Annotated in this window: 20 protein-coding genes and 1 pseudogene; 10 read left to right on the plus strand and 11 right to left on the minus strand. The window is 71.8% G+C overall.

The features are described 5' to 3' along the window. Positions 1–76: 76 nt before the first annotated feature. Both ACGFYV_RS06635 and ACGFYV_RS06640 read right to left on the minus strand, forming a co-directional pair. A complete protein-coding gene (locus ACGFYV_RS06635) occupies positions 77–937 on the minus strand; it encodes a hypothetical protein (RefSeq protein WP_393877249.1) in 861 nt (286 codons plus the stop codon). Continuing rightward, a complete protein-coding gene (locus ACGFYV_RS06640) occupies positions 934–1,293 on the minus strand; it encodes a hypothetical protein (RefSeq protein ID WP_393877250.1) in 360 nt (119 codons plus the stop codon). The genes ACGFYV_RS06635 and ACGFYV_RS06640 overlap by 4 nt, the downstream gene beginning before the upstream one ends. A 191-nt stretch (positions 1,294–1,484) precedes the next feature. On the opposite strand from ACGFYV_RS06640, the gene ACGFYV_RS06645 reads away from it, so the two are divergent. From ACGFYV_RS06645 to ACGFYV_RS06660, 4 genes are all read left to right on the plus strand, one after another. Then, positions 1,485–5,873: a CHAT domain-containing protein gene (locus ACGFYV_RS06645; protein ID WP_393877251.1), complete on the plus strand. Its 4,389-nt coding sequence runs from the start codon at positions 1,485–1,487 to the stop codon at positions 5,871–5,873. A 184-nt stretch (positions 5,874–6,057) separates the two neighbouring features. Further along, the gene (locus ACGFYV_RS06650) at positions 6,058–7,035 is read left to right on the plus strand and encodes an ATP-dependent DNA ligase (protein ID WP_393877288.1); all 978 of its coding nucleotides are present in this window, start codon (positions 6,058–6,060) and stop codon (positions 7,033–7,035) included. A gap of 123 nt (positions 7,036–7,158) precedes the next feature. Beyond that, positions 7,159–7,935, plus strand: coding sequence for an NPP1 family protein (locus tag ACGFYV_RS06655; protein ID WP_393877252.1), 777 nt, complete (start codon positions 7,159–7,161; stop codon positions 7,933–7,935). A 71-nt stretch (positions 7,936–8,006) separates the two neighbouring features. Then, positions 8,007–8,594: a TetR/AcrR family transcriptional regulator gene (locus ACGFYV_RS06660; RefSeq protein ID WP_393877253.1), complete on the plus strand. Its 588-nt coding sequence runs from the start codon at positions 8,007–8,009 to the stop codon at positions 8,592–8,594. Positions 8,595–8,688: 94 nt separating this feature from the next. Here ACGFYV_RS06660 and ACGFYV_RS06665 read toward each other — a convergent pair whose 3' ends face one another. Both ACGFYV_RS06665 and ACGFYV_RS06670 read right to left on the minus strand, forming a co-directional pair. Then, the gene (locus ACGFYV_RS06665; RefSeq protein WP_393877254.1) at positions 8,689–9,522 is read right to left on the minus strand and encodes an alpha/beta fold hydrolase; all 834 of its coding nucleotides are present in this window, start codon (positions 9,520–9,522) and stop codon (positions 8,689–8,691) included. Positions 9,523–9,574: 52 nt separating this feature from the next. Continuing rightward, complete coding sequence (locus tag ACGFYV_RS06670) at positions 9,575–10,390, minus strand: alpha/beta hydrolase (RefSeq protein ID WP_393877255.1); 816 nt, start codon at positions 10,388–10,390, stop codon at positions 9,575–9,577. Positions 10,391–10,621: 231 nt separating this feature from the next. On the opposite strand from ACGFYV_RS06670, the gene ACGFYV_RS06675 reads away from it, so the two are divergent. After that, positions 10,622–10,792: a hypothetical protein gene (locus tag ACGFYV_RS06675; protein ID WP_393877256.1), complete on the plus strand. Its 171-nt coding sequence runs from the start codon at positions 10,622–10,624 to the stop codon at positions 10,790–10,792. Between the two features lie 86 nt (positions 10,793–10,878). Continuing rightward, complete coding sequence (gene hemC, locus ACGFYV_RS06680; RefSeq protein ID WP_393877257.1) at positions 10,879–11,814, plus strand: hydroxymethylbilane synthase; 936 nt, start codon at positions 10,879–10,881, stop codon at positions 11,812–11,814. A gap of 143 nt (positions 11,815–11,957) precedes the next feature. Here the strand turns inward: hemC and ACGFYV_RS06685 are convergent, their stop codons facing one another. The 4 genes from ACGFYV_RS06685 to ACGFYV_RS06700 form a co-directional block, all read right to left on the minus strand. Then, positions 11,958–12,482 (minus strand): hypothetical protein, encoded by a 525-nt coding sequence (locus tag ACGFYV_RS06685; protein WP_393877258.1) that lies wholly within the window; start codon positions 12,480–12,482, stop codon positions 11,958–11,960. Positions 12,483–12,672: 190 nt separating this feature from the next. Further along, positions 12,673–13,551, minus strand: coding sequence for an ABC transporter permease (locus tag ACGFYV_RS06690; RefSeq protein ID WP_393877289.1), 879 nt, complete (start codon positions 13,549–13,551; stop codon positions 12,673–12,675). A 136-nt stretch (positions 13,552–13,687) separates the two neighbouring features. Next, positions 13,688–14,566 carry an ABC transporter ATP-binding protein gene (locus ACGFYV_RS06695; RefSeq protein WP_393877259.1) on the minus strand — a complete coding sequence of 293 codons (879 nt, stop codon included), beginning with the start codon at positions 14,564–14,566 and terminating at the stop codon, positions 13,688–13,690. Continuing rightward, complete coding sequence (locus ACGFYV_RS06700; protein ID WP_393877260.1) at positions 14,563–15,018, minus strand: MarR family winged helix-turn-helix transcriptional regulator; 456 nt, start codon at positions 15,016–15,018, stop codon at positions 14,563–14,565. The genes ACGFYV_RS06695 and ACGFYV_RS06700 overlap by 4 nt, the downstream gene beginning before the upstream one ends. Positions 15,019–15,282: 264 nt before the next feature. On the opposite strand from ACGFYV_RS06700, the gene ACGFYV_RS06705 reads away from it, so the two are divergent. Next, a complete protein-coding gene (locus ACGFYV_RS06705) occupies positions 15,283–16,074 on the plus strand; it encodes an RNA polymerase sigma factor SigF (protein WP_393877261.1) in 792 nt (263 codons plus the stop codon). Between the two features lie 164 nt (positions 16,075–16,238). Here the strand turns inward: ACGFYV_RS06705 and ACGFYV_RS06710 are convergent. Then, positions 16,239–16,544, minus strand: a pseudogene (locus ACGFYV_RS06710) (ANTAR domain-containing protein); the annotation flags it as partial. Positions 16,545–16,672: 128 nt separating this feature from the next. Here ACGFYV_RS06710 and ACGFYV_RS06715 point away from each other — a divergent pair. Beyond that, positions 16,673–17,485: a VOC family protein gene (locus ACGFYV_RS06715; protein ID WP_393877262.1), complete on the plus strand. Its 813-nt coding sequence runs from the start codon at positions 16,673–16,675 to the stop codon at positions 17,483–17,485. Between the two features lie 156 nt (positions 17,486–17,641). On the opposite strand, the gene glgX is transcribed toward ACGFYV_RS06715, so the two are convergent. Next, on the minus strand, positions 17,642–19,759 hold the full coding sequence (gene glgX / locus ACGFYV_RS06720; RefSeq protein WP_393877263.1) for a glycogen debranching protein GlgX: 2,118 nt from the start codon (positions 19,757–19,759) through the stop codon (positions 17,642–17,644). A gap of 23 nt (positions 19,760–19,782) precedes the next feature. After that, positions 19,783–20,295, minus strand: coding sequence for a pep a2 (locus ACGFYV_RS06725; RefSeq protein ID WP_393877264.1), 513 nt, complete (start codon positions 20,293–20,295; stop codon positions 19,783–19,785). A gap of 298 nt (positions 20,296–20,593) precedes the next feature. Between ACGFYV_RS06725 and ACGFYV_RS06730 the strand changes: the two genes are divergently transcribed. After that, the gene (locus ACGFYV_RS06730; RefSeq protein ID WP_393877265.1) at positions 20,594–20,893 is read left to right on the plus strand and encodes a DUF5133 domain-containing protein; all 300 of its coding nucleotides are present in this window, start codon (positions 20,594–20,596) and stop codon (positions 20,891–20,893) included. Positions 20,894–21,004: 111 nt separating this feature from the next. Next, positions 21,005–21,705: maltotransferase domain-containing protein (locus ACGFYV_RS06735; RefSeq protein ID WP_393877266.1), on the plus strand; the 701-nt coding region annotated here is incomplete at its 3' end.

The raw sequence follows: 21,705 nt of genomic DNA on the forward strand, positions 1-21,705 counted from the left end.
GTACCACCTTCCGTGTCACCGTCCGCACCACCATCCGCTCCACCGACCCGCGGCGGCGACACCAACCGCGCCCGTGTCACGCTCCCTTGCGGACCGCGCGCGTGATCTCGCGGCCGATGTCGGGTGTGAGGCGGCCCTCCGGGACGGGGATGCCCAGCGAGGTGGCGAGGTTCGCCCCGTGGAGGTCGACGGCCGACTCCATCAGCAGGGCCAGGTTCTCGACGGCCGAGCGGCCTCGGACGACGGCGGTGAGGAGGATGCCCAGTCCGGCGAGCCCCAGCGGCCACCACACCGATCCGGCAAGGACGTAGAGAACACCCCAACCGGCCAGGCTCGCAGACCTGTTGAACGCCTCCTTGCTTTCGTCCACCACCGCCCGGGTGTCCTCGGGGAGCACCAGCCACAGTCGCGGCCAGCCGTATTCGAGGTCGAGGCCGTAGTCGACGCGGACGCGGGCACTCAGGGCCGCGATGCTGTCGCCCATGCGGGTCGGCCTCGTGGGAGGCGCCAGGGCGATGCGGTTGCGCAGGTGGGCCAGTCGCGCCAGATCCTCGTCGGACCGCCCCTCGCGGTAGGACTGTTCGTAACTCTCCTGGGCACGGGTCCAGCGGCGACGGCGCCGGCCGGCCAGTGCCTCGCCGACGCGTCCGGGCCACTGCCCGAGCCACAGCCAGTGGACGGCTCTTCCCGCGCCCTGCGCGAGCAACCCCGCCCAGGCCGACAGCAACAGGGCGCCCAGTACGACAGTGGCGAGCTGCCCGGCGGACGCCCTGCCCTGCTGGAGGTCGGTCACGAACCGGTGGTCACCGGGCCACTGTCCTAGGCGGATCCGCCGGCCCACGGCGACCGAGCCGACGAACAGGGCCCCGGGGACGACGAGCAGGGAGAGCCACTTGCCGGCCAGTTGCTTGGCGAGTTCGTTGAGGAAGGGGTTCACCGGGTGCGCCGCTCCGGCGCCGACCGGGCCAACGGCTCCTCGAAGAGGTGGCATTGGGGCGTAACCACGCCCGGGGCCCGCACCCAGTCCCGGTCGCAGCGGCCCGCGGGGCAGACGAACAGTCCGTCGACCGGGACCCCCGGAGTGACGCCGGGCACCCCCACGACCGACCTCGATCCGACGGCCGGGATGCCGAACTGCCGCCCCAGTTCGTCGAGTTGTGCCACCACGTCGGTGTCGGTCCGCAGACGGCGCACCAGTTGCGTGACCTCTTCCGAGCGGCCCCGCGCGGCGGCGAGCCGCCGCAGGAGAGGGAGCGTCTCGCACCATGCCGCGACATCGTCCCGCCGTTCCATGCTGCTCCTTGCTTCTCTTTGCTGCTCTTTGCCGCTCTTTGCCGCGCCTCGCCGCCCTTTGCCGCTTCGTGCTGATTCTTGCCGGTCTTCGGCGCTCTTTGCCGCTCATGGGGAAGACGCGTCCGCGACGCCGCATGATGGTACGGGCGCCGACCGCCGAACGGCCACCACCGGGGGAAGCGATGGAGAAGATGAACGACACGCCACTCACCGCGCTGCGGGCACACATCGAACGCTTCGCCTCGACCTTCGATCCGCAGCAGGTGCTCGGACCCGAGGCCGAGGCGGCGGCAGCGGGGCTGGCCGAGTCGCTGGGCAGCGCCTGGAGCGACGAAGCCGCCCATGTGCTGGGGTGGTTCCACTGGTTCCGCTGCATGGCCCGGAACTCGTTCGAGGGAACGGACTTCCACCAGGCCCTGGCGTTCTTCCGTCCGTTGTGGCGGCGGATGCCGGACGCGGTGCCGGACGCGCTCGACGCCGTGTTCGCGCGGGAAGCGCGGGAACAGGCGTCGGCACAGCCGCTCGAAGAAGCCCTGCGGCTCGGCGACCAGGCGACCGAGCACGCCACCGCCTACCGGACCACGGGCGACCCGGCGCACCTCGACGCGGCCGTCGCTCTGCTCGAACGCGGCATCGGCATGCTGCGGGAGATCGGGGCGCTGCCGGAAATGCTGCAGATCAATCTGGTCGAGGTCCTTCTGCGACGCCACGCGCGGGACGGGGATCCCGACTCGCTGGAGGCGGCCGTCGGCTGGACCGCACGCACGATCGACTCGCTCGCATCGGTCATCGACGAACAGGCCGTCGCCCTGCTCGCCCCGCTCGGGGGAAACCTGCTGACCGCCCATCAGCGACCGGCGCCCGGCGTGGCCGGACGCGACCCACGGCTGCTCTCCTTGGCGGTGGCGGCATGGGACCGTGTCCAGGAGAAGTCCGAGGACCCCCAGATACGGGTGCAGGTGCGGCTGCGGCTGGCGGCGGCGCTGATCGAGGACCATCTGCGCACCCCCCGCGAGGAGTGGGTCCGCCAGGCGGGCGCCTACGTCGAGCGTGCGGCCGACGAGTGCGATCCGGCCGACACCCGGGCTCGTGACGTCCTCGGCACTCTCCTCAAGGTGGTGCCGCTCGCCGTCGCCCAGGCGAATCCCGCCCTGCTCCATGCCCGAGCCCGTGTACTGCGCGGGCTCGTCGCCCACACCGCGTCCGGTGACGGCCAACGGCGCGCGTACCGGGCGGACCTCGGCATGTGCCTGCGCATGACCTACGAGGCCACGCGCGAGGCTGCCGCGCTGGACGAGGCGGTCGAGGTCCTGCGCGCCGCGCTGTCCGGCGCGGACGGGACCGGGCCGGCTGCCGTGAGCTGGATGGCCGGTCTCGCCAACGCACTCAAGTCCCGTGTGGACGGCCGCCGTACGGGGAGCCTCGGCAGCGGTTCCGGCACGGACAGCCACGACGACATCGCGGAAGCCGAACGGTGGGCGCGCCGTGCACAGGAGTTGGCTCCGGCCGACACCCTGGCCGTCTCCAGCCTGGGCAACGTCCTGCGGGTGAAGGCGCTGCTGCTGCGCGATGTGGGGGCACTGCGCGAGTCCGCGGGCCTCAACCACGCGGCTGCCCGCCTGCTGGATCCCTCCCATCCGGCCTACATGGCCCAGCTGATGAACGCCGGGCTCTCCCACAAGGAGCTGGCGCAGGCCACAGGCGGCCTCGCCGATGCCGACAACGCGGTGACCGTGCTGCGGACGGCGGCCGAGCGCCTGGACTCCCGCCATCCCGACCATGCCCCGGTGCGCGTCGAGTTGGGCCACTCGCTGACGCTGCGGGGTGAACTGGGCCACGACAGCGAGGCCGTGGCGGAGGGAAGACGACTTCTCGAATCCGTGGTCGCCGAACTCCCCGGCGACCACGTCGAGGTACGCCGCACGCGGCACAACCTCATCGACTGCTACCGCGTCGAGTTCCAACTGACCCGGGACGAGTCGGCGTTGGACGAAGCCCTCAGACTGGCCCGGGGATATCTCGACGACCCGACGCTGAACGACGACGAGCGTCGCCGGCTCCTGGGCACCTGCGTGGGCGCCCTCATGGCCGCATACGGCAGCACATGGGACAGACGGCTCCTCGACGAGTTGCTTCCGGTGTGCCGCTCCGCCGTCCGATTCGCCCCGGAGGGCTCCTTCGACCGGTGCCTGTCCCTGCTGGAACTGGGCGTCTGCCTGACCTGGGTCTACGAGGTCTCACGGGACAGCACGGCTCTGCTGGAGGCCATGGACGTCCTCGAAGAGGCCGCCTCGGGCCCCGACGGGTGGCGCACGACCCCGGACGCCATGGCACGGCTGGCGGAAGCGCGGATGCAGCACACCCGCCAGTTCGCCTCCATCATGGCCATGGCCCGTCGCGCACGCGAGAGCGCTCCGGACCTCTTCACGGACGTCTTCGCCGAGCCCCTGGCCGCGTACGAGCACGAACTCGACGCGATCGTGGACCTTGGCCGGACGTCCCTGGCCCTGCGCGCCCCGGACAGTCGAGGGCGTCCCGTCTCCCTGTCCTACCTGGCGATCGTGCTGCTGGGGCGGGCCCGGGACCGTTCGTCGGCGCAGGACGCGCGAGAAGCCGTCGAACTGCTGCGCGAGGCGGTCCGGACGAGCGATGCCGACGATCCGGACTGGCCGGTACGGGCCACCAACCTGGGCGCCGCTCTGGCCGAGGTCCACCGCCACGACGGGGCTCCGTCCCTGCTGGACGAGGCCGAGTCCGTGACGCGCGAGGCCGTGGCCCGAGCGAACGCGGACGACCACAGACATGTGCGCGCGCTGATGACGCTGTCCCGTGTCCTGGCGCGACGGGGCGATGCGCGCGAGGACTGGGGTGCGGAGGCGCTCGATCTGAGGCGCCGGGTCCACCGGACCGCGCACTTTCCCCTTCCGGAACGCCTCGCCGCCGCCGAGGCCGCCGCTGATCTGGCCGCCGGACTGGGCGACTGGGAGGGCGCGGCCACGGACTACGAAGCCGCGGTGGACCTCCTGCCCCGCCTGGTCGGGCACCGGCTCGACCGGTCCGACCGCGAGCTGCTCCTCACGGACGAACTGCTGCTCGCCTCGCAGGCCGCGGCCTGCGCGCTGCAACTGGACGATCCGCTAAGGGCGTTGGACCTTCTCGAACGCGGGCGGGGCATCCTGCTCGGGCAGCTCACCGAGACGCGCCGCGATCTGTCGGACCTGCGGCGGCAAGCCCCTGAACTGGCCGAGGAGTTCAGCCGGCTCGGGGAGGCGATGACGTCCTTCGGCGCGGTCGACGACCGTGACCCGGGCGAGGTGCCCGGTTCCGCGAGGGACACGCACCGGCTGACCGTCCGCTCCTGGGAGCGGGTCCGGGACGAGATCCGGGGGCTGCCCGGCTTCGGGAGCTTCCTGCGGCCGGGAGTGCCCGATCTCGGCGAGCTGACGGTGGACGGACCGGTGGTGGTCGTCAACCTCGCTCGCCGACGCAGCGACGCGATCGTCATCGCCGAGGGCACGGCGGTCTGTGTGCCGCTGCCCCGGGCCGATCTGAGGTCCGCGGGAGAGTGGTTCGAGGCCTTCAGGCTGGCGGTCGGCTCGCTGCACGACCCGGCCGAGTCCGCCGAGCAGCGGTGGGAGGCGGGCATCGTCGTCCAGGAGACGCTCACCTGGCTGTGGGAGGCGATCGCCGAACCCGTCGTCCGGCACCTGGGGCTCGAACCCGGCGGTGACCCGCTTCCCCGCCTGTGGTGGTGCCCCACCGGCATCCTCAGCCTGATGCCCCTGCACGCGGCCGGCCGGTACACGAAAGGCGCCGAGAACGGGGAGGAAGACGGCAACGGGGACAAGGACAGGAACGGGACGTGGGAGGGTATCGCCGATTTCGCGATGTCGTCGTACACCACCACGCTCGACGCACTGCGCCCGAAGGGCACCGAGCACGACGGTTCCCGCCTCTCCCCCCGCTCCCCCCTCTCCCCCCTCTCCCCCCTCTCCCGCGTCGGCGACGATCCGCGGCTGCTGGTGGTGGCCACCCCGGAGGCGCCCGGGGCCACGCCCCTGCGACACGCGGCGGCGGACGCGCAGGCGCTCGCCGAGCTGTTCCCCCGGACCACCGTCCTGACCGGCGACGCGGCCACGAAGCAGGCCGTGCTGCGCGAACTCACCGCACACTCCTGGGCCCACTTCGCCTGCCACGCGCAGGCCGACGCGTTCGCCAGGACGGCCAACGAACTCGTGCTGCAGAACGGTTCACTGACGCTGCCGGACATCTCGAAGCTCTCCCTCGACGCCGAGTTCGCCTTCCTCGCCTCGTGCGGATCCGCCGCCGGCTCGTACTACCTCGCCGACGAGGCCCACCATGTCGCCTCGTCGTTCCAACTGGCGGGCTTCACCCATGTGATCGCCACCCTGTGGGAGGTCGCCGACGGCGACGCCACCGGGTTCACCGCGACCTTGTACGGCCTGATGGCACAGGGAGCCGCGCCCGCGGAGGCCTTGCACCGAGCGACCCGCGACCTGCGCGTGCGCTATCCGCTCAGTCCATGGCTCTGGGCCCCGTACGTGCACATGGGGCCCTGATGGCGTGCGCCTTCGGCCCGGATCATGTGCGCATGGGGCCCTGATGGCGGGCACCTGGCGCCCCGACCCGGGCGCCCTCGGCCGAGCCCGGTTCACCGGCTGCCGGCGGGGCCGTTCAGGGGAACCCGGGCCGGAAGGTGCGTGACGTCGGCGGCGGCGGTCGACACCTTGTGCCGTGACCGCCGTGACCCTGCCGATCATCGCGCCCATGCTCGCCACCCCCGGCACGCTGCCGCCCGCGTCCCAGGACGCGCGGTGGGCGTACGAGACGAAGCAGGACGGCCAGCGGGTGATGGCCTACCTGCCCGGCGACGGCAGCGTGCTGCTGCGCAACCGGTCGGGTGAGGACATCACGGCCGCCTACCCCGAACTGCGCTCCCTCGGCGGCGCCCTGGGCGGCACGGCCGCCGTGCTGGACGGCGAGGTGCTGGCGCTCGACGAACACGGGCGGGCCGACTTCCAGTTGCTGCAGACACGCATGGGCCTCGCCCACTCCCCCGCGCTCGCCGCCCGCCGGGCCGCCCGGGTGGCGGTCCACCTGGTGCTGTTCGACGTGCCGTTCCTGGAGGGGCCGTTGCTGCGGATCCCGTACGCGCGGCGCCGGGCGCGGCTGGAGGGGCTGGGCCTGGCCGGGCCGTACTGGTCGACGCCGGGCGCGGTGACCGGGCACGGTGCCGAGGCGCTGCGCGCCACCCGGGAACACGGCCTGGAGGGGCTGGTGTGCAAGCGGCTGGACTCGCCGTACGAGCCGGGAGTGCGGTCCCGGGCCTGGATCAAGATCCGGAACATGCGCGGCGAGGACGTCATCGTGGGTGGCTGGCTGCCCGGCAAGGGGCGGCTGACCGGACTGCCCGGCGCGGTGCTGGTCGGCCAGCGCGCCGGCGGCCGGCTGCGGTACGTCGGCCGGGTGGGCACCGGCTGGAGCGAGAGGGAACGCGCGGAACTTGCGGCGCTGTTGCGGGCCGCCGCGAGCAGCCGCTGCCCCTTCGACCCGGTACCGTCCGTGCCGGACGCGCACTGGGTGCTGCCCCGGTTGGTCGGCGAGGTCGCCTACAGCACCCGGACCCGGGCCGGTCTGCTGCGCCAGCCGTCCTGGCTGCGGCTGCGCCCGGACCTCACGCCCGAGGAGTCGGCGGCCGACGTGCCGGACGACCTCGTGTGAGCCGGGGCGGGGAGCCGGCTGTTGGGCGGGGTTTCACCACGGGGACGCCCGTGGCCCCTTGGCAGCGGCAGGCGTGCTGGGGATCCTGAACTCCCTTGCCCCCCACCGCTGTTGGAGGAACCTGTGCCGTCGCGGACGTTCCGTATCCGGCCCCGGAGATGGCTCACCGGACTCGCCGGTGCCGCCGCTCTCGTCCTCGCCTTCCCCGCCGTCGCGTTCGCCGCCCCGCCCCCGGCGCTGCCGGGCAACGCCGAGGCCGTCGAGAGGACGTACCAGCCCGCCTTCGACTACGACACGGACGGCTGCTACCCGACCCCGGCCATCGGCCCGGACGGCAGCGTCAACCCCGGCCTCAACCCGACCGGCGCGCTGAACGGCAGCTGCCGCGACGCCTCCGACCTGGACAACACCAACAGCTACTCGCGCTACAAGTGCGACAACGGCTGGTGCGCCTACCTGTACGGCCTCTACTTCGAGAAGGACCAGGCGATCCCGGGCATCAGCCTCGGCGCGCACCGGCACGACTGGGAACATGTCGTGGTCTGGGTGCAGAACAACCGGATCCAGTACGTGTCGACGTCCAACCACGGCTCGTTCACCGTGCATCCGGTGTCCGAGGTCCGCTTCGAGGGCACGCACGCGAAGATCGTCTACCACAAGGACGGCGTGAGCACCCACTGCTTCCGGCTGGCGAACTCCAACGACGAGCCGCCGGAGAACCACAAGGGCACCTGGCAGTACCCGCCGCTGATCGGCTGGAACGGCTACCCGGCGGGCCTGCGCGACACGTTGAGCTCGTACGACTTCGGCAGTGCCGACTTCGGTCTGAAGGACAGCGCGTTCGCCTCGCACCTCTCCTCCGCGAAGCCCTCCGGCATACCGTTCGACCCGAACGCCTGAGCCGGGACGGACCGACCCCGCCGCATCCGGCGCGACCCTTAATTGGACAGAACGTTCTATATACTGGACGTATGTCGAAACCGAAGGACACACCAGGACCGGGCCGCCGCTCGGAGGCACGGGAGCGACTCCTGGCGGCGGCGAGCCGGCTCTTCTACACGGAGGGAATCCGGGCGGTCGGCGTGGACCGTGTGATGGCGGAGGCGGACGTCGCCCGAGGCACCTTCTACCGGCACTTCCAGGGCAAGGACGACCTGGTACGGGCCTACCTGGAAGCCAAGGACCAGCAGATCCGCACACAGTTGGCGGCGGCCGGGCACGTCATCGACGATCCTTCGGCCCTCCTGGCGGCCGTGGCGCAGGGGATCGGGGAGGAACTGTGCGGTCCCGGCTTCCGCGGCTGCCCGTTCATCAATGCCGCCGCCGAGTACCCGGAGCGGGACAGCATCGTCCACCAGGCGGTACTGACGCACCGGGACTGGTTCCGCCAGGTGCTGCGGGACGCCTTCGAGCAGGCCGGCGCGGCCGACCCCGCACGGTCGGCCGACGCCATGATGGCCCTGCGCGACGGCGCGATGGTCGCGGGATACCTGGGCGACCCGCAGTCCGCGAGTCGCACCCTGGCGCACGGCGTCACCGCACTCCTGGCCACGGGCTGACACCGGCCCGGTTCCCTCGCCTCTGACGAACACGGGGCCGGCCCCCGCCCGTTGGGGGCGAGGGCCGGCCGGCAGGTCGCGGGTGTGCGTGCGCCTACTTGGACGTCGCGCGTGCGGCGTTCTCGATGAGGTGGCTCACGACGTGCGGGCGGGAGATCATCGGGACGTGCGAGCTGTTGACCTCGACGGTGTGGGCGTGTGCGCGCTCGGCCTCGAAGCGTTCGAGTTTCGTGCCCAGGGCCTTGTCCTGCTTGGCGACCAGCGCCCACGTCGGAATCGTGCGCCAAGCCGCCTCGGTGGCGCTGTCGCCGAAGGTGCTCGCGCTGATGGGGCGCTGCTCCGCCGCCATGAGCGCGGTCTGGGAGGCGGGCAGGTCCGCGGCGAAGACCGAGCGGAACTTGGCGGGGTCGATGTAGAGGTCCGCGCCGCCGGTGCCGTCGGCGTTGGCGTAGGGGACCTGCTTCAGGGCGGGCTGGAGGTCGGAGTCGGTGAACTTGGCCGACAGCTCACCGAGGTTCTCGCCCTTGTCGGGCATGAACGCGGCGATGTAGACGAGCGCCTTGACCTGCGGGTTTCCGGCCGCGGCCTGGGTGATGACCGCGCCGCCGTAGGAGTGCCCGACCAGGACGACCGGCCCGCTGACGCTCTTGAGGACACTCGCTATGTAGGTGGCGTCCTGCGGCAGGCCCCGCAGGGGGTTGGCGGGCGCGACGACCTTGTAGCCGTCGCCCTGGAGGTCCTTGGCGACCTTGTTCCAGCCGGACGCGTCCGCGAACGCGCCGTGCACGAGTACGACCGTCGGCTTGGTCTTCGGCGCGGTGCGGTGGTCGGGGGTGGCGGAGGCGGAGGCGGCCGTGGTCAGAGCGGCGGCGAGGCCGAGTCCGGCGGCACCGAGAGCGGCGGGACGGACGGAACGACGGTGGAACATCGGGTTTCTCCTTGAATCAGGTGAACGCGGTCAGAGAATCGTGTGGAGGCGGTCAGACGAGACCGGGCTGGTGCCGGACCGCCCAGTCGAGCGCGTGGTCGGCGACTTCCTCCCACCCGTCCTGGCCGACGATGAAGTGGGAGCGGCCGGGAAACTCCCGGTACTCCGTGACGGCCGGGGACTTGCGGTACAGACGCACGTTGGCCTTGTTCAGCTTCGGCGGCACGATGTGGTCGGCGCCGCCCGCGATGAACAGCAGGGGGGCGCGCCGCGGGTTGCGAGGGTCGACCTTCGTGACGGCACGGGGGTTGACGTTGGCGAAGGCGCCCTGGAAGAGCATGCGGGCCGAGCCGGGCACCTGGTAGCGCTCGTAGGCCGCCGCGGACTCCTCCTCGCTGAGTGTGTTGGTGAAGGCGTAGTGGAACTGACGCGGGGTCAGGGAGATCGCCTTGTTCTTGTTCGCGGGGTTTCCCAGGACCGGCCAGGCCGACTTCAGGGTGGTGTACGGCAACGGAAGCACGCCCTTGACGGGGGCCGAGTCGATGGCCACGCCGGCGCTGCCCAGGCCGCGGTCCAGCAGGATCTGCGTGATGGCGCCGCCGAAGGAGTGCCCCATGAGGACGGGCGCCTCGTCCAGCCCCCGGATGATCTGCTCGTAGTGGGCGACCACCTCACCCAGGCCCAGGCCCGCGACACGGGACGGGTCGCGCCGGATCTCCTCGACCTCGCCTTCGAGACCTGGCCAGGCGGGGGCGATGACCCGGTGCCCCAGCGACTGGTAGCGCTCGGTCCACCGTTCCCAGCTGCGCGGAGTCATCCAGAGCCCATGGATCAGCACGATGGTGCGGGCCGGAGAGGTGCGAGTCACGCGGCACTCCAATAGATAGAACGTTCTGTCTACCGAGCACGCTACGCGCAGCGGATGCCCGGGGGCAAACGGGGAGGGGCGAAGTCTTCGTCACATCCCAAGCCGGTCCCGGGCCGGTCCCGAGCCGGGCGGGCGAGGAGGCCGGCCTCGACGAGGGCGCGCGACCGGTTCATGGAGCGGGCGCGGGTCTCGCCCCACTGCCATGCCACCCGCGGTCCAGGGGAAGAAGCCATGCTGGTCCACGCGGCGACGGCCCCGGGCGTCCTCCTGCACCGCCTGGACCGCTGTCCGGACCCGTTGCCCGGATCCGCTGCCTGGACCGGCTGTCTCGACCCGCTGCCGCGGGAGTTGTGGGCACCGAGCCCGCACACGGCCCGGACCGCGGCGACGAGCAGGCCCTGACGGCGGCTCCGTGTGCCGTGGAACTCGGCGCCGCGCTGCCGTGAACATGGTCTTCACAGTTCACCGAAGGGTCTATCGTGTCCCCCATGCCCGTCCCGGAACTCATTCGTATCGTCTCCCGCGACTCCCCCATGGCACTGGCCCAAGTGGAGCGGGTGCGCGGCGAGTTGGCCGCCCTGTACCCCGGTGTGCGCACCGAGGTCGTGCCCGTGAAGACCACCGGCGACAAGTGGCTCGGCGATCTGTCCCAGGTCGAGGGCAAGGGGGCGTTCACCAAGGAGGTGGACGCGGCCCTGCTGGCCGGGGAGGCCGACCTCGCGGTGCACTGCGTCAAGGACGTGCCCGCCGACCGGCCGCTGCCCGCCGGCACGGTGTTCGCCGCGTTCCTGAAGCGGGACGACATCCGGGACGCGCTGGTGCACCCGGGCGGTCTCACCCTGGACGAGCTCCCCGCCGGCACCCGGATCGGCACCTCCGCGGTGCGCCGGATCGCGCAGCTGGCCGCGACGCATCCGCACCTGGAGTGCGTGCCGTTCCGCGGCAACGCCAACCGCAGGCTGGAGAAACTGGCCGCGGGCGAGGCGGACGCGCTGCTGCTGGCCGTGTCCGGCCTGGAGCGCATCGGCCGCGAGGACGTGATCACCGAGGTGCTGTCGCCGGAGGCGATGATGCCGCCGATCGGCGCCGGCATCCTCGCCCTGCAGTGCCGGGAGGACGACGCGGAGCTGATCGACGCGGTCAGCGGGCTCGGCGACCCGGCCACGCACCGGGAGGCGACGGCGGAGCGGATGTTCCTGCACGTGCTCCAGGGGCACTGCAACAGCCCCATCGCCGGTTACGCGCGCGTGGACCACAGCGGGGAACTGTCCCTGCGGGCCTGCGTGTTCACCCCGGACGGCAAGACCCGCCTGAACGCCCACGAGTGGGCGGGCCGGCTCGACGCGGCCACGCTCGGCACCTCGGTCGCGGTGGCACTGCTGCGGCAGGGCGCGCGGGAGATCATCGACGGCATCCCGCACTGAGCACCCGGCATCCAGCACGGACGACAGGGGCCGCGGGACTGCGGGGCCCTGGGACTGCGGGGTCGTGGGAGCCGACTGCGGCTGCCGCGGGCCCGTTGCCGTCCCCGGCGGTACCCGGAAAGCTCCTGCCGCCCCAGCCGCTGTCAGGCGGTTCCCGGCTCCGTCTGGTCCTTGAGGAAGGCGCTCAGCTGGTGGGCCAGGCTGCCAGGTCCGGTGCTCGACGCCGTGGCGGCCGCCGTCGCCTCGGCGACACCGATGCCGCCGGCCCACAGCCGGCGGTCCGTCCACTCCTCGTCCACGCGCAACTGGACCTGGATGTCGATGTGCGTGAGCGCGGCCTCCGGAGCGGCCGCGTACAGCACGGCGGTGACCCGGCGCAGCGGGTAGACGTCGAAACCCTCGATGAACTGGGTGCTGCGCCAGTCGACGAACGCGCCCTCCCCGTCGGGGCCGACCCGGACGTCGATCTGGCCGTCCTCCAGATGGATGCCGTAGTGGCGCGTGCCGCGGTTCTCGACGGTCACCCGGACACGGAAGTAGGTCAGACCCGCCGCGGCGTCGTCGCGCCCGCGGGGCGGCTCGGCCGCCTCCAGACGGTGGACACGGATCCGCAGACCGGCATGCTCGTCGTACTCCTGCCAGTCCCCGACCACGTTCGGCTCGTACACGGTGCCCCTCTCGACCTCTCAAGAGATGCTGTCTATCCGTGTGCTCAGCGCACTGTCAAATGAGCGGAATGCGCTGTGGCCAGCGGGTTCGCCCGCTTTGATCGCTGATCAAGCGCTGCCCAGGAAGAATCCCGCCGAAGGGGTTCCCGGCGGCGTCCGGCGCGTGCCGCACATCACGTCCGCGACAAGATCAGCGGGCCAGCCGGCCGAGCAGTGAGGAGGCCGCCGCGATACCGAGGGCGGCGGCCACCGCCAGCACGCCGAAATCGGCGCCGAGGTGGGCCGGAGTGCCCAGGAGCAGACCCCGCAGCGCGTCGACCTGATAACTCAGCGGATTGACCTTGCTGACGGCCTGGAGCCAGCCGGGCATGATCGAGACGGGGTAGAGGGCGTTGGACGCGAAGAACAGCGGCATGGTGATCGCCTGTCCGAAGCCCATCAGCCGGTCGCGGCTGAGGACGATGCCCGCGATGGTCATCGACAGGCAGGAGAAGAAGACGGAGGCGAGGACCACGGCCACGGCGACGCCGAGCAGCTTCAGCGGGTTCCAGGTCAGGGCGACGCCGAGCACGGCGGCGATGACGATGACGACGACGGCCTGGATCAGCGACTTCACTCCGGCCGCGAACGCCTTGCCGGTGATGAGCGCCGAGCGCGGCGTCGGGGTGACGAGCATCTTGTTCAGGACGCCGGCGTCCCGCTCCCAGATGATCTGGATGCCGTAGAAGATCGCGATGAACATCGCGGACTGGGCGATGATGCCGGGCGCCAGGTAGTCGATGTAGGGGACCCCGCCGGTGGGTATCGCCCGGATCCGGGTGAAGGTCTGACCGAAGATCAGCAGCCACAGGGCGGGCTGGACGGCACGGGTGTACAGCTCGGTGCGGTCGTGCCGCAGCTTCTGCAGTTCGACGGCGCACATGGCGACGACACGGGCGGGCAGCACCCGCCAGCCCGCTCGCGGCGGGGGCGGGCTGAGCAGCAGGGCGCTGACAGCGGCGGGGCCGGCGGTGGCCGGGCCCGTGGCGGGCGCGGAGCCGGCGGTGGGCGCGGTGTCGGGGGTGTGCACGGCTCCGGTGTCGGGGGTGTGCACGGCTCCGGTGTCGGGGGTGTGCACGGCGCCGGTGTCGGGGGTGTGCACGGCGCCGGTGTCGGGGGTGGGCGCGGCGCCGGCGTCGGGCGCGGAGCCGGCCGTGCCGGTGCCGTCAGCCGACCCGGTTCGCGGTGCGGCGGGTGCTTCGGACATCTCGGAAACCTCCTCCTGACTGGTCGTCCAGGCCGCTGCCGGCGACATCGCGGAAGACGTCCTCCAGCGTGGGCAGGGTGTCCGTCGCCCGGCGCTCGGCGAGCCCCCGGCGCAGTTCGTCCGGGGTGCCCAGGGCGCGGACGCGGCCCCGGTGCATCAGGCCGACGCGGTCGCAGTACTGGTCGGCCTCGTCCATGTAGTGGGTGGTGACGAGGACGGTCATGCCGGTGGCGGCGCGGACGGCGTTGATGTGCTGCCAGACGCCGGTGCGGGCGATGGGGTCCAGACCGATGGTGGGTTCGTCGAGGATCAGCAGGCGGGGCGCGCTGACCAGGGCCTGGGCGAGTTCGAGCCGGCGGACCATGCCTCCGGAGTAGGTGCCGGCGAGCCGGTCGGCGGCGTCGGCGAGGTCGACGGCGGCGAGGGCCTGGGCGACACGCTCGGCGCGTTCGCGGCGCGGCACGTCGAAGACGCGCGCGAACAGGGCCACGTTCTCCCGTCCGGTGAGCCCGCTGTCGGCGGACAGCTGCTGCGGGACGTAACCGAGGAGGCGGCGCACCGCCATGCGGTCCCGGGCGGCGTCGTGCCCGAAGACGCGGACCATGCCGGCGGGGACGGGCAGCAGGGTGGTGACGCAGCGGATGGCGGTGGTCTTGCCGGCGCCGTTGGGGCCGAGCAGTCCGAACACCTCGCCCTCGCGGACGGTCAGATCGAGGCCGTCGACGGCCTTGGTGTCCCCGAAGGCGTAGGCGAGGCGGGTGCAGGCGACCGCGTCGGCGGAGGTCGGGGGCTGAGGCAGGACCGGATCGGGGGCTGGGGCTGGGGTGTCGCTCGTCATGTCTCCTCGGCCTCCTCGTGCAGGGTGGCGGCGAGCTTGCGCAGGGCCGGGAGCGCCGCGCGCAGGGCTTCCCGGTCGCTCTCGTCCAGCAGCGCCACGTGCCGGCCGACGAGTTCGGCCCGGCGTCGCTTCCAGTCCGCGAGCCGCTTGCGAGCGGCGTCGGTGAGCAGCAGGCGGGCGGCCCGCCGGTCGGCCGGATCCGTCTCGCGGATCAGATAGCCGTCCCTGACGAGCTGGTTGACCAGGGTCGACACGGAGTTGCCCGCCAGGTGCAGGGCTCGGGCGGCGTCCGAGATGCGGACGCCCGACCGGCTCTCGACCAGGCGCAGCAGCTCCACCTCGGCACCGCGCAGCCGCGGCCCGGTGAGCCCGCTGCGCAGCCGGCGCCGGACCAGTCGCTGGATGCGTACCAGGGCGTCGGCGAGGTCCTCGGTGAAGGTCTCCGGTTCCACTCCTGAAGATTACCTCTGTTACAGAGGTAATGCGTTCAAGGGCAGGTCAAGCCCCCACGGCCGGTCACCCACTGTTCACAATTCATTCCTTATAGGAACATTTGTTTCGATCCGCTTCCCAGGGGGAAAGCGACCGACAGTGCTTCGGACAGGAGGCACGCCCGTGGGAGCCGGCTCATGCCGGACGCCCCGGTGCCTTTTCCACGGTCCGAGCGCGCCTCCCGCGGTGTCTGTCCATCCAGCACCTGCCGAGAGAGGTGCGAGATGCCTGTCACTGGCAGCACCAGAACCCACCCCCATGACGACGCGCCCGACACCGCCGGCTCCTTCGAGCGGCTCGCCGGGCTGCCCGACGGTCCCGAGCGCAGAGCGCTGCGGGACGAACTGGTCGAGCTGTGGCTGCCCATGGCCGAGCGGATCGCCGTACGGTTCCGCGGCCGTGGGGAGTCCCTGGAGGACCTGTACCAGGTGGCCGCGCTCGGCCTGGTCAAGGCCGTCGACCACTTCGACCCCTCGCGCGGCCGCGCCTTCGAGGCGTATGCGGTGCCGACGATCACGGGTGAGATCAAGCGGCACTTCCGTGACCACATGTGGACACTGCACGTCCCGCGCCGGGTGCAGGACCTGCGCAACCGGGTCCGCAGCGCGGTGAAGGAGCTGGCACAGACCAGCTCGGGGCAGCTGCCCGGCGTCGCCGAGATCGCCGCGTACACCTCGCTGAGCGAGGCGGAGGTGCGTACGGGCATGGAGGCCCTGGAGTGCTTCACCGCACTGTCCCTGGACGCCGAGATGGCGGGTACGGACGGGTACGCGCTCGGAGACTCCCTCGGCACCGCCGATCCGGGGTTCGACCTGGTGGTGGACCGGGCTGCGGTCAAGCCCTGTCTCGCGGCCCTGCCCGAGCGCGAGCGCACCATCCTCTACCTGCGGTTCTTCGGGGGGATGACCCAGAGCCGGATCGCCCAGCAGCTCGGCATCTCGCAGATGCACGTCTCCCGGCTGCTCAGCGGCTGCTTCGACCGGCTGCGCGAGGAACTGCTCGCGGAGACGGGCTGAGCCTCACTCGCCCGACCGGGCCTCACCCGGCCGACCGGGCCTCACTCGCCGATCGAGCCTCAGTCGTCGGTGCCGCGGGAGATCTCCGGCGCGGCGGCGGGAAGGTCGTGCTCCGCCGGGACGTCGCGCACCGCCCTGAGGTCGTGCCCCGCCGGGAGGTCCCGTTCGGACCCGGGGACCTGTGTGGGCCCGTACCGGTCGAGGGCGTCCTCCAGCTCGGCGCGGATCTCCGGTGCGATGTCGCCCCGGCGGCCCCAGATCAGGATCAGCTCCGCGATGGTGCGCAGTTTGATGTTGGTGTGCTGGGAGACCTCCTTGAGCACCTCCCACCCCTGGTCCGGGGTCACCCGGCCGAGGACCACCACCATCCCGATCGCCTGGTCGACGACCGCGTGCGAGGCCACGGCCTCCTTCAGCTGGTGGACCTCCGCCTGCAGCTCGAGGATCCGGTCCGGCTCGCTCTCCGCCATGTTCTCCATCGTGCTCACTCACCCGGCCGCGTGCCACCGGGGTGTTCGACAGGCACCGGGGCCCCTTCCGGTTGGACACTGGTGGCAGAGCGGTGGCCGCCGGGCCCCGGGAGCAGGACGCGACTGTCATGAACCAAGACACACCTGTCGACGGGGGTCCGCGCAGGAAGCGGGACGTCATCTCGACGGACTCCGTCTTCGGAGCCCCCTGCTGGGTGAGCCTGACCAGCCGCGACCTGGAGGCGACCCAGGAGTTCTACACCGCCGTGCTGGGCTGGCGATGGCGCGGCGTCAAGCTCGGGGAACACTTCCGGATCGCGCTGGCCAACAGTGTGCCGGTGGCCGGGATCGCCGCGGTCGCCGGCATGTGGCAGATGGCGGTGGCCTGGACGCCGTACTTCGCCGTCCCGGACGCCGATGTGGCCGTGGCACGGGCCCGGGAGCGGGGCGGGACGGCCGCGGTCGGGCCGCTGTCGTTCCCGCCCGGCAGGGCCGCTCTGCTCGCCGACCGCGACGGCGCCGCGTTCGGGATCTGGCAGGGCGAACTGGTCTCCAACTGGGAGGCGTGGCGGCGGGCCGTCCCGACCTTCATCCGGCTGCACACCCGCAACGCCTTCGACTCCGCGCTCTTCTACGGCGAGATCCTCGACTGGGCCTCCGGGAAGCCCGGCTGCTGCGAGGTCGAGTACGAGGGCGACGAGGTGGTGCTGCGCAGCAAGGGCGAGGTGGTCGCGCGCATCGACTCGGGCGCCGCGGAGTCGGCCCCCGACCCGTCCGTGCGCCCGCACTGGCAGATCCACTTCGCGGTCGGCGACGTCGCCGCCTGCGCCCGCAGTTCCGAGAAGCACGGCGGCAGCGTCCTCAGCGAGGACGAGACGGAGGCGATCCTGCGGGACCCGGACGGCGCCCAGTTCACGGTGACCACCCACACCAAACCCTGACGGCACCCCACCTTGACAGCTCCGAACCCTGAGACAGCCCCGAACCCTGACGGCACCGAACCGATACGGCACCACGCCCTCGCGGCCCTACGACCGGAACGAAGGCGCCCCCCCGGCCTGACCGGAAGGCGCCTTCGTGCGCCGGTGAGGCCGGTGTCAGCCGGTCCCGGTGGAGGGGCGGGACAGGAGGATCAGGCTGCGGGCTTCGACGCGGAGCCGGGTCCCGGCCTTGCGTTCGCGTTCGTCGGGGATGCCCTCGGGGTCGGCGGTGTCGATGAGGGTCGTCCAGCGCTCCCCGTAGGTGTCGTCGGGGAGGCGGAAGTCGACGGGTTCCCAGTAGCCGTTGAGGAGCAGCAGGAAGGAGTCGTCGACGACGCGGCGGCCGTAGGCGTCCCGTTCCGCGATGGCGTCGCCGTTGAGGAACACGCCGACCGAGTGCGCGTCGCGGCGCTGCCAGTCGCGGTCGGTCATCTCCCGGGCGTCGGGCCGCAGCCAGGTCAGATCGGGCAGGGGCTGCCCGGGGTTGGTCGGGGTCTCGCCCAGGAAGAAGCGGCGCCGGCGCAGCACGGGGTGCTCGGCGCGCAGGTTGATGACGTACCGGGTGAAGTCGGCGAGGGTCCGCTGCTCTTCGGTCAACTCCCAGTCGATCCAGGAGACTTCGTTGTCCTGGCAGTAGGCGTTGTTGTTGCCGCCCTGGGTGCGGCCGTGTTCGTCGCCGTGGCTGATCATCGGTATGCCCTGCGAGAGCAGCAGCGTGGCCATCAGGTTCCGCTGCTGGCGGGCGCGGAGTTCGAGGACGGCCGGGTCGCGGCTGTCGCCCTCCGCCCCGCAGTTCCAGGACCGGTTGAACCTCTCGCCGTCGCGATTTCCCTCGCCGTTGGCCTCGTTGTGCTTGTCGTTGTACGACACCAGGTCGCGCAGGGTGAAACCGTCGTGCGCGGTGACGAAGTTGACGCTGGCGCGCGGCCGACGCCGGCTCGCCTGGTAGAGGTCGGAGGAGCCGGTCAGCCGGGAGGCGAACTCGCCGAGCGAACCGGGCTCGGCCCGCCAGAAGTCCCGTACGGCGTCCCGGTAGCGGCCGTTCCACTCCGACCACAGCGGCGGGAAGTTGCCGACCTGGTAGCCGCCCTCCCCCACGTCCCACGGCTCGGCGATGAGCTTGACCCGGCTGATCACGGGGTCCTGCTGGATCAGGTCGAAGAACGCCGAGAGGCGGTCCACCTCGTGGAACTGCCGGGCCAGCGTGGCCGCGAGGTCGAAGCGGAAGCCGTCGACGTGCATCTCGGTCACCCAGTACCGCAGCGAGTCCATGATCAGCTGGAGCACGTAGGGGTGGCGCATCAGCAGGCTGTTGCCGGTGCCGGTGGTGTCGTAGTAGTGCGCCCAGTCGCCGTCGACCAGGCGGTAGTAGGAGGCGTTGTCGATGCCCCGGAAGGAGAGCGTGGGGCCCATCTCGTTGCCCTCGGCGGTGTGGTTGTAGACCACGTCGAGGATGACTTCGAGGCCGGCCGCGTGCAGCGCCTTCACCATGGTCTTGAACTCGTCGACCTGCTGGCCCCGGCTGCCGAACGCGGCGTAGGCGTTGTGCGGGGCGAAGAAGCCGATGGTGTTGTAGCCCCAGTAGTTGGCGAGGCCCCGGTCGGTCAGCACGCCGTCCTGCACGAACTGGTGCACCGGCATCAGTTCGACCGCGGTGACGCCGAGCGAGGCCAGGTGCTCGATCACGGCGGGGTGGGCGAGCCCGGCGTACGTGCCGCGCAGCCGGTCGGGGACCTCCGGGTGGGTGCGGGTCATGCCGCGCACATGGGCCTCGTAGATGACGGAGTCCGAGTACGGCCGGCTCGGCGGGCGGTCGTCGCCCCAGTCGAAGGACGGGTCGGTGACGACGCCGAGCATGGAGTGCCCGCGGCTGTTCGCCGGCGAGGGGCCGTCGGGCGCGCGCTCGTACAAGGAGGCGTGGTTGTCGATCTGGCCGTCCACGGCCCGTGCGTACGGGTCGAGCAGCAGCTTCGCCGGGTTGCACCGGTGGCCGAGGGACGGCTGCCAGGGGCCGTGCACGCGGTAGCCGTAGCGCTGCCCCGGGCCGACGCCGGGCAGATAGGCGTGCCACACGAAGCCGTCGACCTCGTGCAGCGGGACGGCCCTGTGGCGGCCGGCGTCGTCGGCGAGGACCAGCTCGACGCGCTCGGCGACCTCGCTGAACAGCGCGAAGTTGGTGCCCTGTCCGTCGAAGGAGGCACCCAACGGGTAGGGGTGCCCGCTCCACACGGGCACCCCTTTCCTGGATTTGCGAGCCGTCACCGGGCGCCCGCCAGGGCGTCGTCGGGTGCTGGGGCCGGCGCGGCCAGGGCGGCCGCCGGCAGCGCGCGCGGTACTTGCAGCACCTGGCGCAGGCTCGGCTCGGGAGCGGTCGGCACCAGCGGGACGCGCTCGCCGGTCCGGGCCCGCCGGGAGAACCAGATGATCTTGCTGCCCGTCTCGGAGGAGCAGCAGCCCCAGCCGTCGCTCATCGCGGCGATGTCCGCGAGACAGGCGCGCAGATCCTGGTCGGGGCGCAGATCACGGTCGTCGCCGCCGACGGCGGTGATGAGGTGCTGGCCGTTCCACCACATCTCGACGGATGTGGCCTTGTCCGTGGCGTGCTGGTCGATCGCACGCAACAACAGTTCGGCGTTGCGGCACACGGGGTCCACGAGGTTCTCGAGGTCCCAGTAGCGCAGGTGGGCGCCCAGGATGCGGCTGACCTGTCCCACCCTTTCCGGGCTGACTTCCACGTCGAGGTGGTAGTAGCAGGGCACTGCGGTCTTCATTGTCGCTTACTCCTCACCGGCGAAGCCCTCTCGCCCCGTCCGGGAGGGGTTCCCGGACACGTAACGTGAGCGTTGATCGCTTCTGAGTCACCTCCACAGTGGGGTCGCTACGCCATTCGTGCAACACGAGCATCACGAACGGCCGGGTCGTTGAACGTCCAACAGGACGTTGCGTGTCCCTACGTGCACCATGAGTGAAAGCCTCGATCGCCGTAACGGTGCCGCGCCCTTCCGTGCGCGGATGCCACCCGACCGTCGGGAACGCGCCCAGTCGAGAGCGTGGAAGGTGAAGAGGGCGATGCTGCTACCCGCCAAGGCCGAAGTGGCCCGGCAGTTGCGGCGTTACCGGGCGTGGGAGCGTGTGATGCTCGCCTCGCCCCACGACCGCACCGTCCGGGCCACCTTCGAGGATTCGGGCTACACCTTGTGCGTGTTGATGGGAAAACGCTGTGCCCGCGAGGCCGCGGACGCGGCCGAGCGGTATCTGCGCTCCACCCTGGCCGGCTATCTGCGCGAGCAGGACGGGCGGCCGCAGCCGGGCCGGGCGGCCCGACGCGCGCCGCCACCGGAGCGGCGTTCCACGGCGCCAAGCCCCTGACCTGGCACCGTACATGGCGTTCCCCCTCGGGCCGGCCGCTGCCGGACCGTATCCAGGATCGCGAAGCCGGGCCCGGTGCCCGGCTTCGCGCACGGCGGAGGTGAGAGATCCATGCGCAGGACCCCGTCCATCGGCCGCGTACCGGTACGTGACGTCCGGCCGGCCGTGGAGTGCGGCAGGCGCCCGGCGAAGGCGGTGACCGGAGAGACGTTCCAGGTCACCGCCACCGTGTTCCGGGAGGGACACGACGCGGCGGGTGCCAATGTGGTCCTGCGGGATCCGAAGGGCCGGCGCGGCCCGTGGACCCCGATGCGTGAGCTGTCCCCCGGCAGCGATCTCTGGGGTGCCGAGATCACCCCGGACGCCCCCGGCCGCTGGACCTACCGGGTGGAGACCTGGAGCCACCCGCTGGCGACCTGGCGGCACATCGCCGGCGTGAAGATCCCGGCGGGCATCGACACCGGCCTGGTCCTGGAGGAGGGCGCCGACCTCTACGAGCGTGCGGCGGCCGGTGTCCCCAGGGGCCCGGAACGGGACCTGGTCCTGGCCGCCGCCGTGGCGCTCGGCGACGACTCCCTCTCGGTGCACGACCGCCTGAAGGGCGCTCTGTCGTCCGAGGTGGAGGCGGTGTTGTCCCGGTATCCGGTGCGGGATCTGGTCACCGCGTCCGATCCGATGCCGCTGCTGGTCGAGCGGGAGCGGGCCCTGTACGGGTCGTGGTACGAGTTCTTCCCGCGTTCCGAGGGCACGCCCGCCCGGCCCCACGGTACGTTCCGCACCGCCGAGCGGCGGCTGAAGGCGATCGCGGAGAT

It is taken from the genome of Streptomyces sp. NPDC048297, assembly GCF_043201585.1.
Lineage (GTDB): Bacteria > Actinomycetota > Actinomycetes > Streptomycetales > Streptomycetaceae > Streptomyces.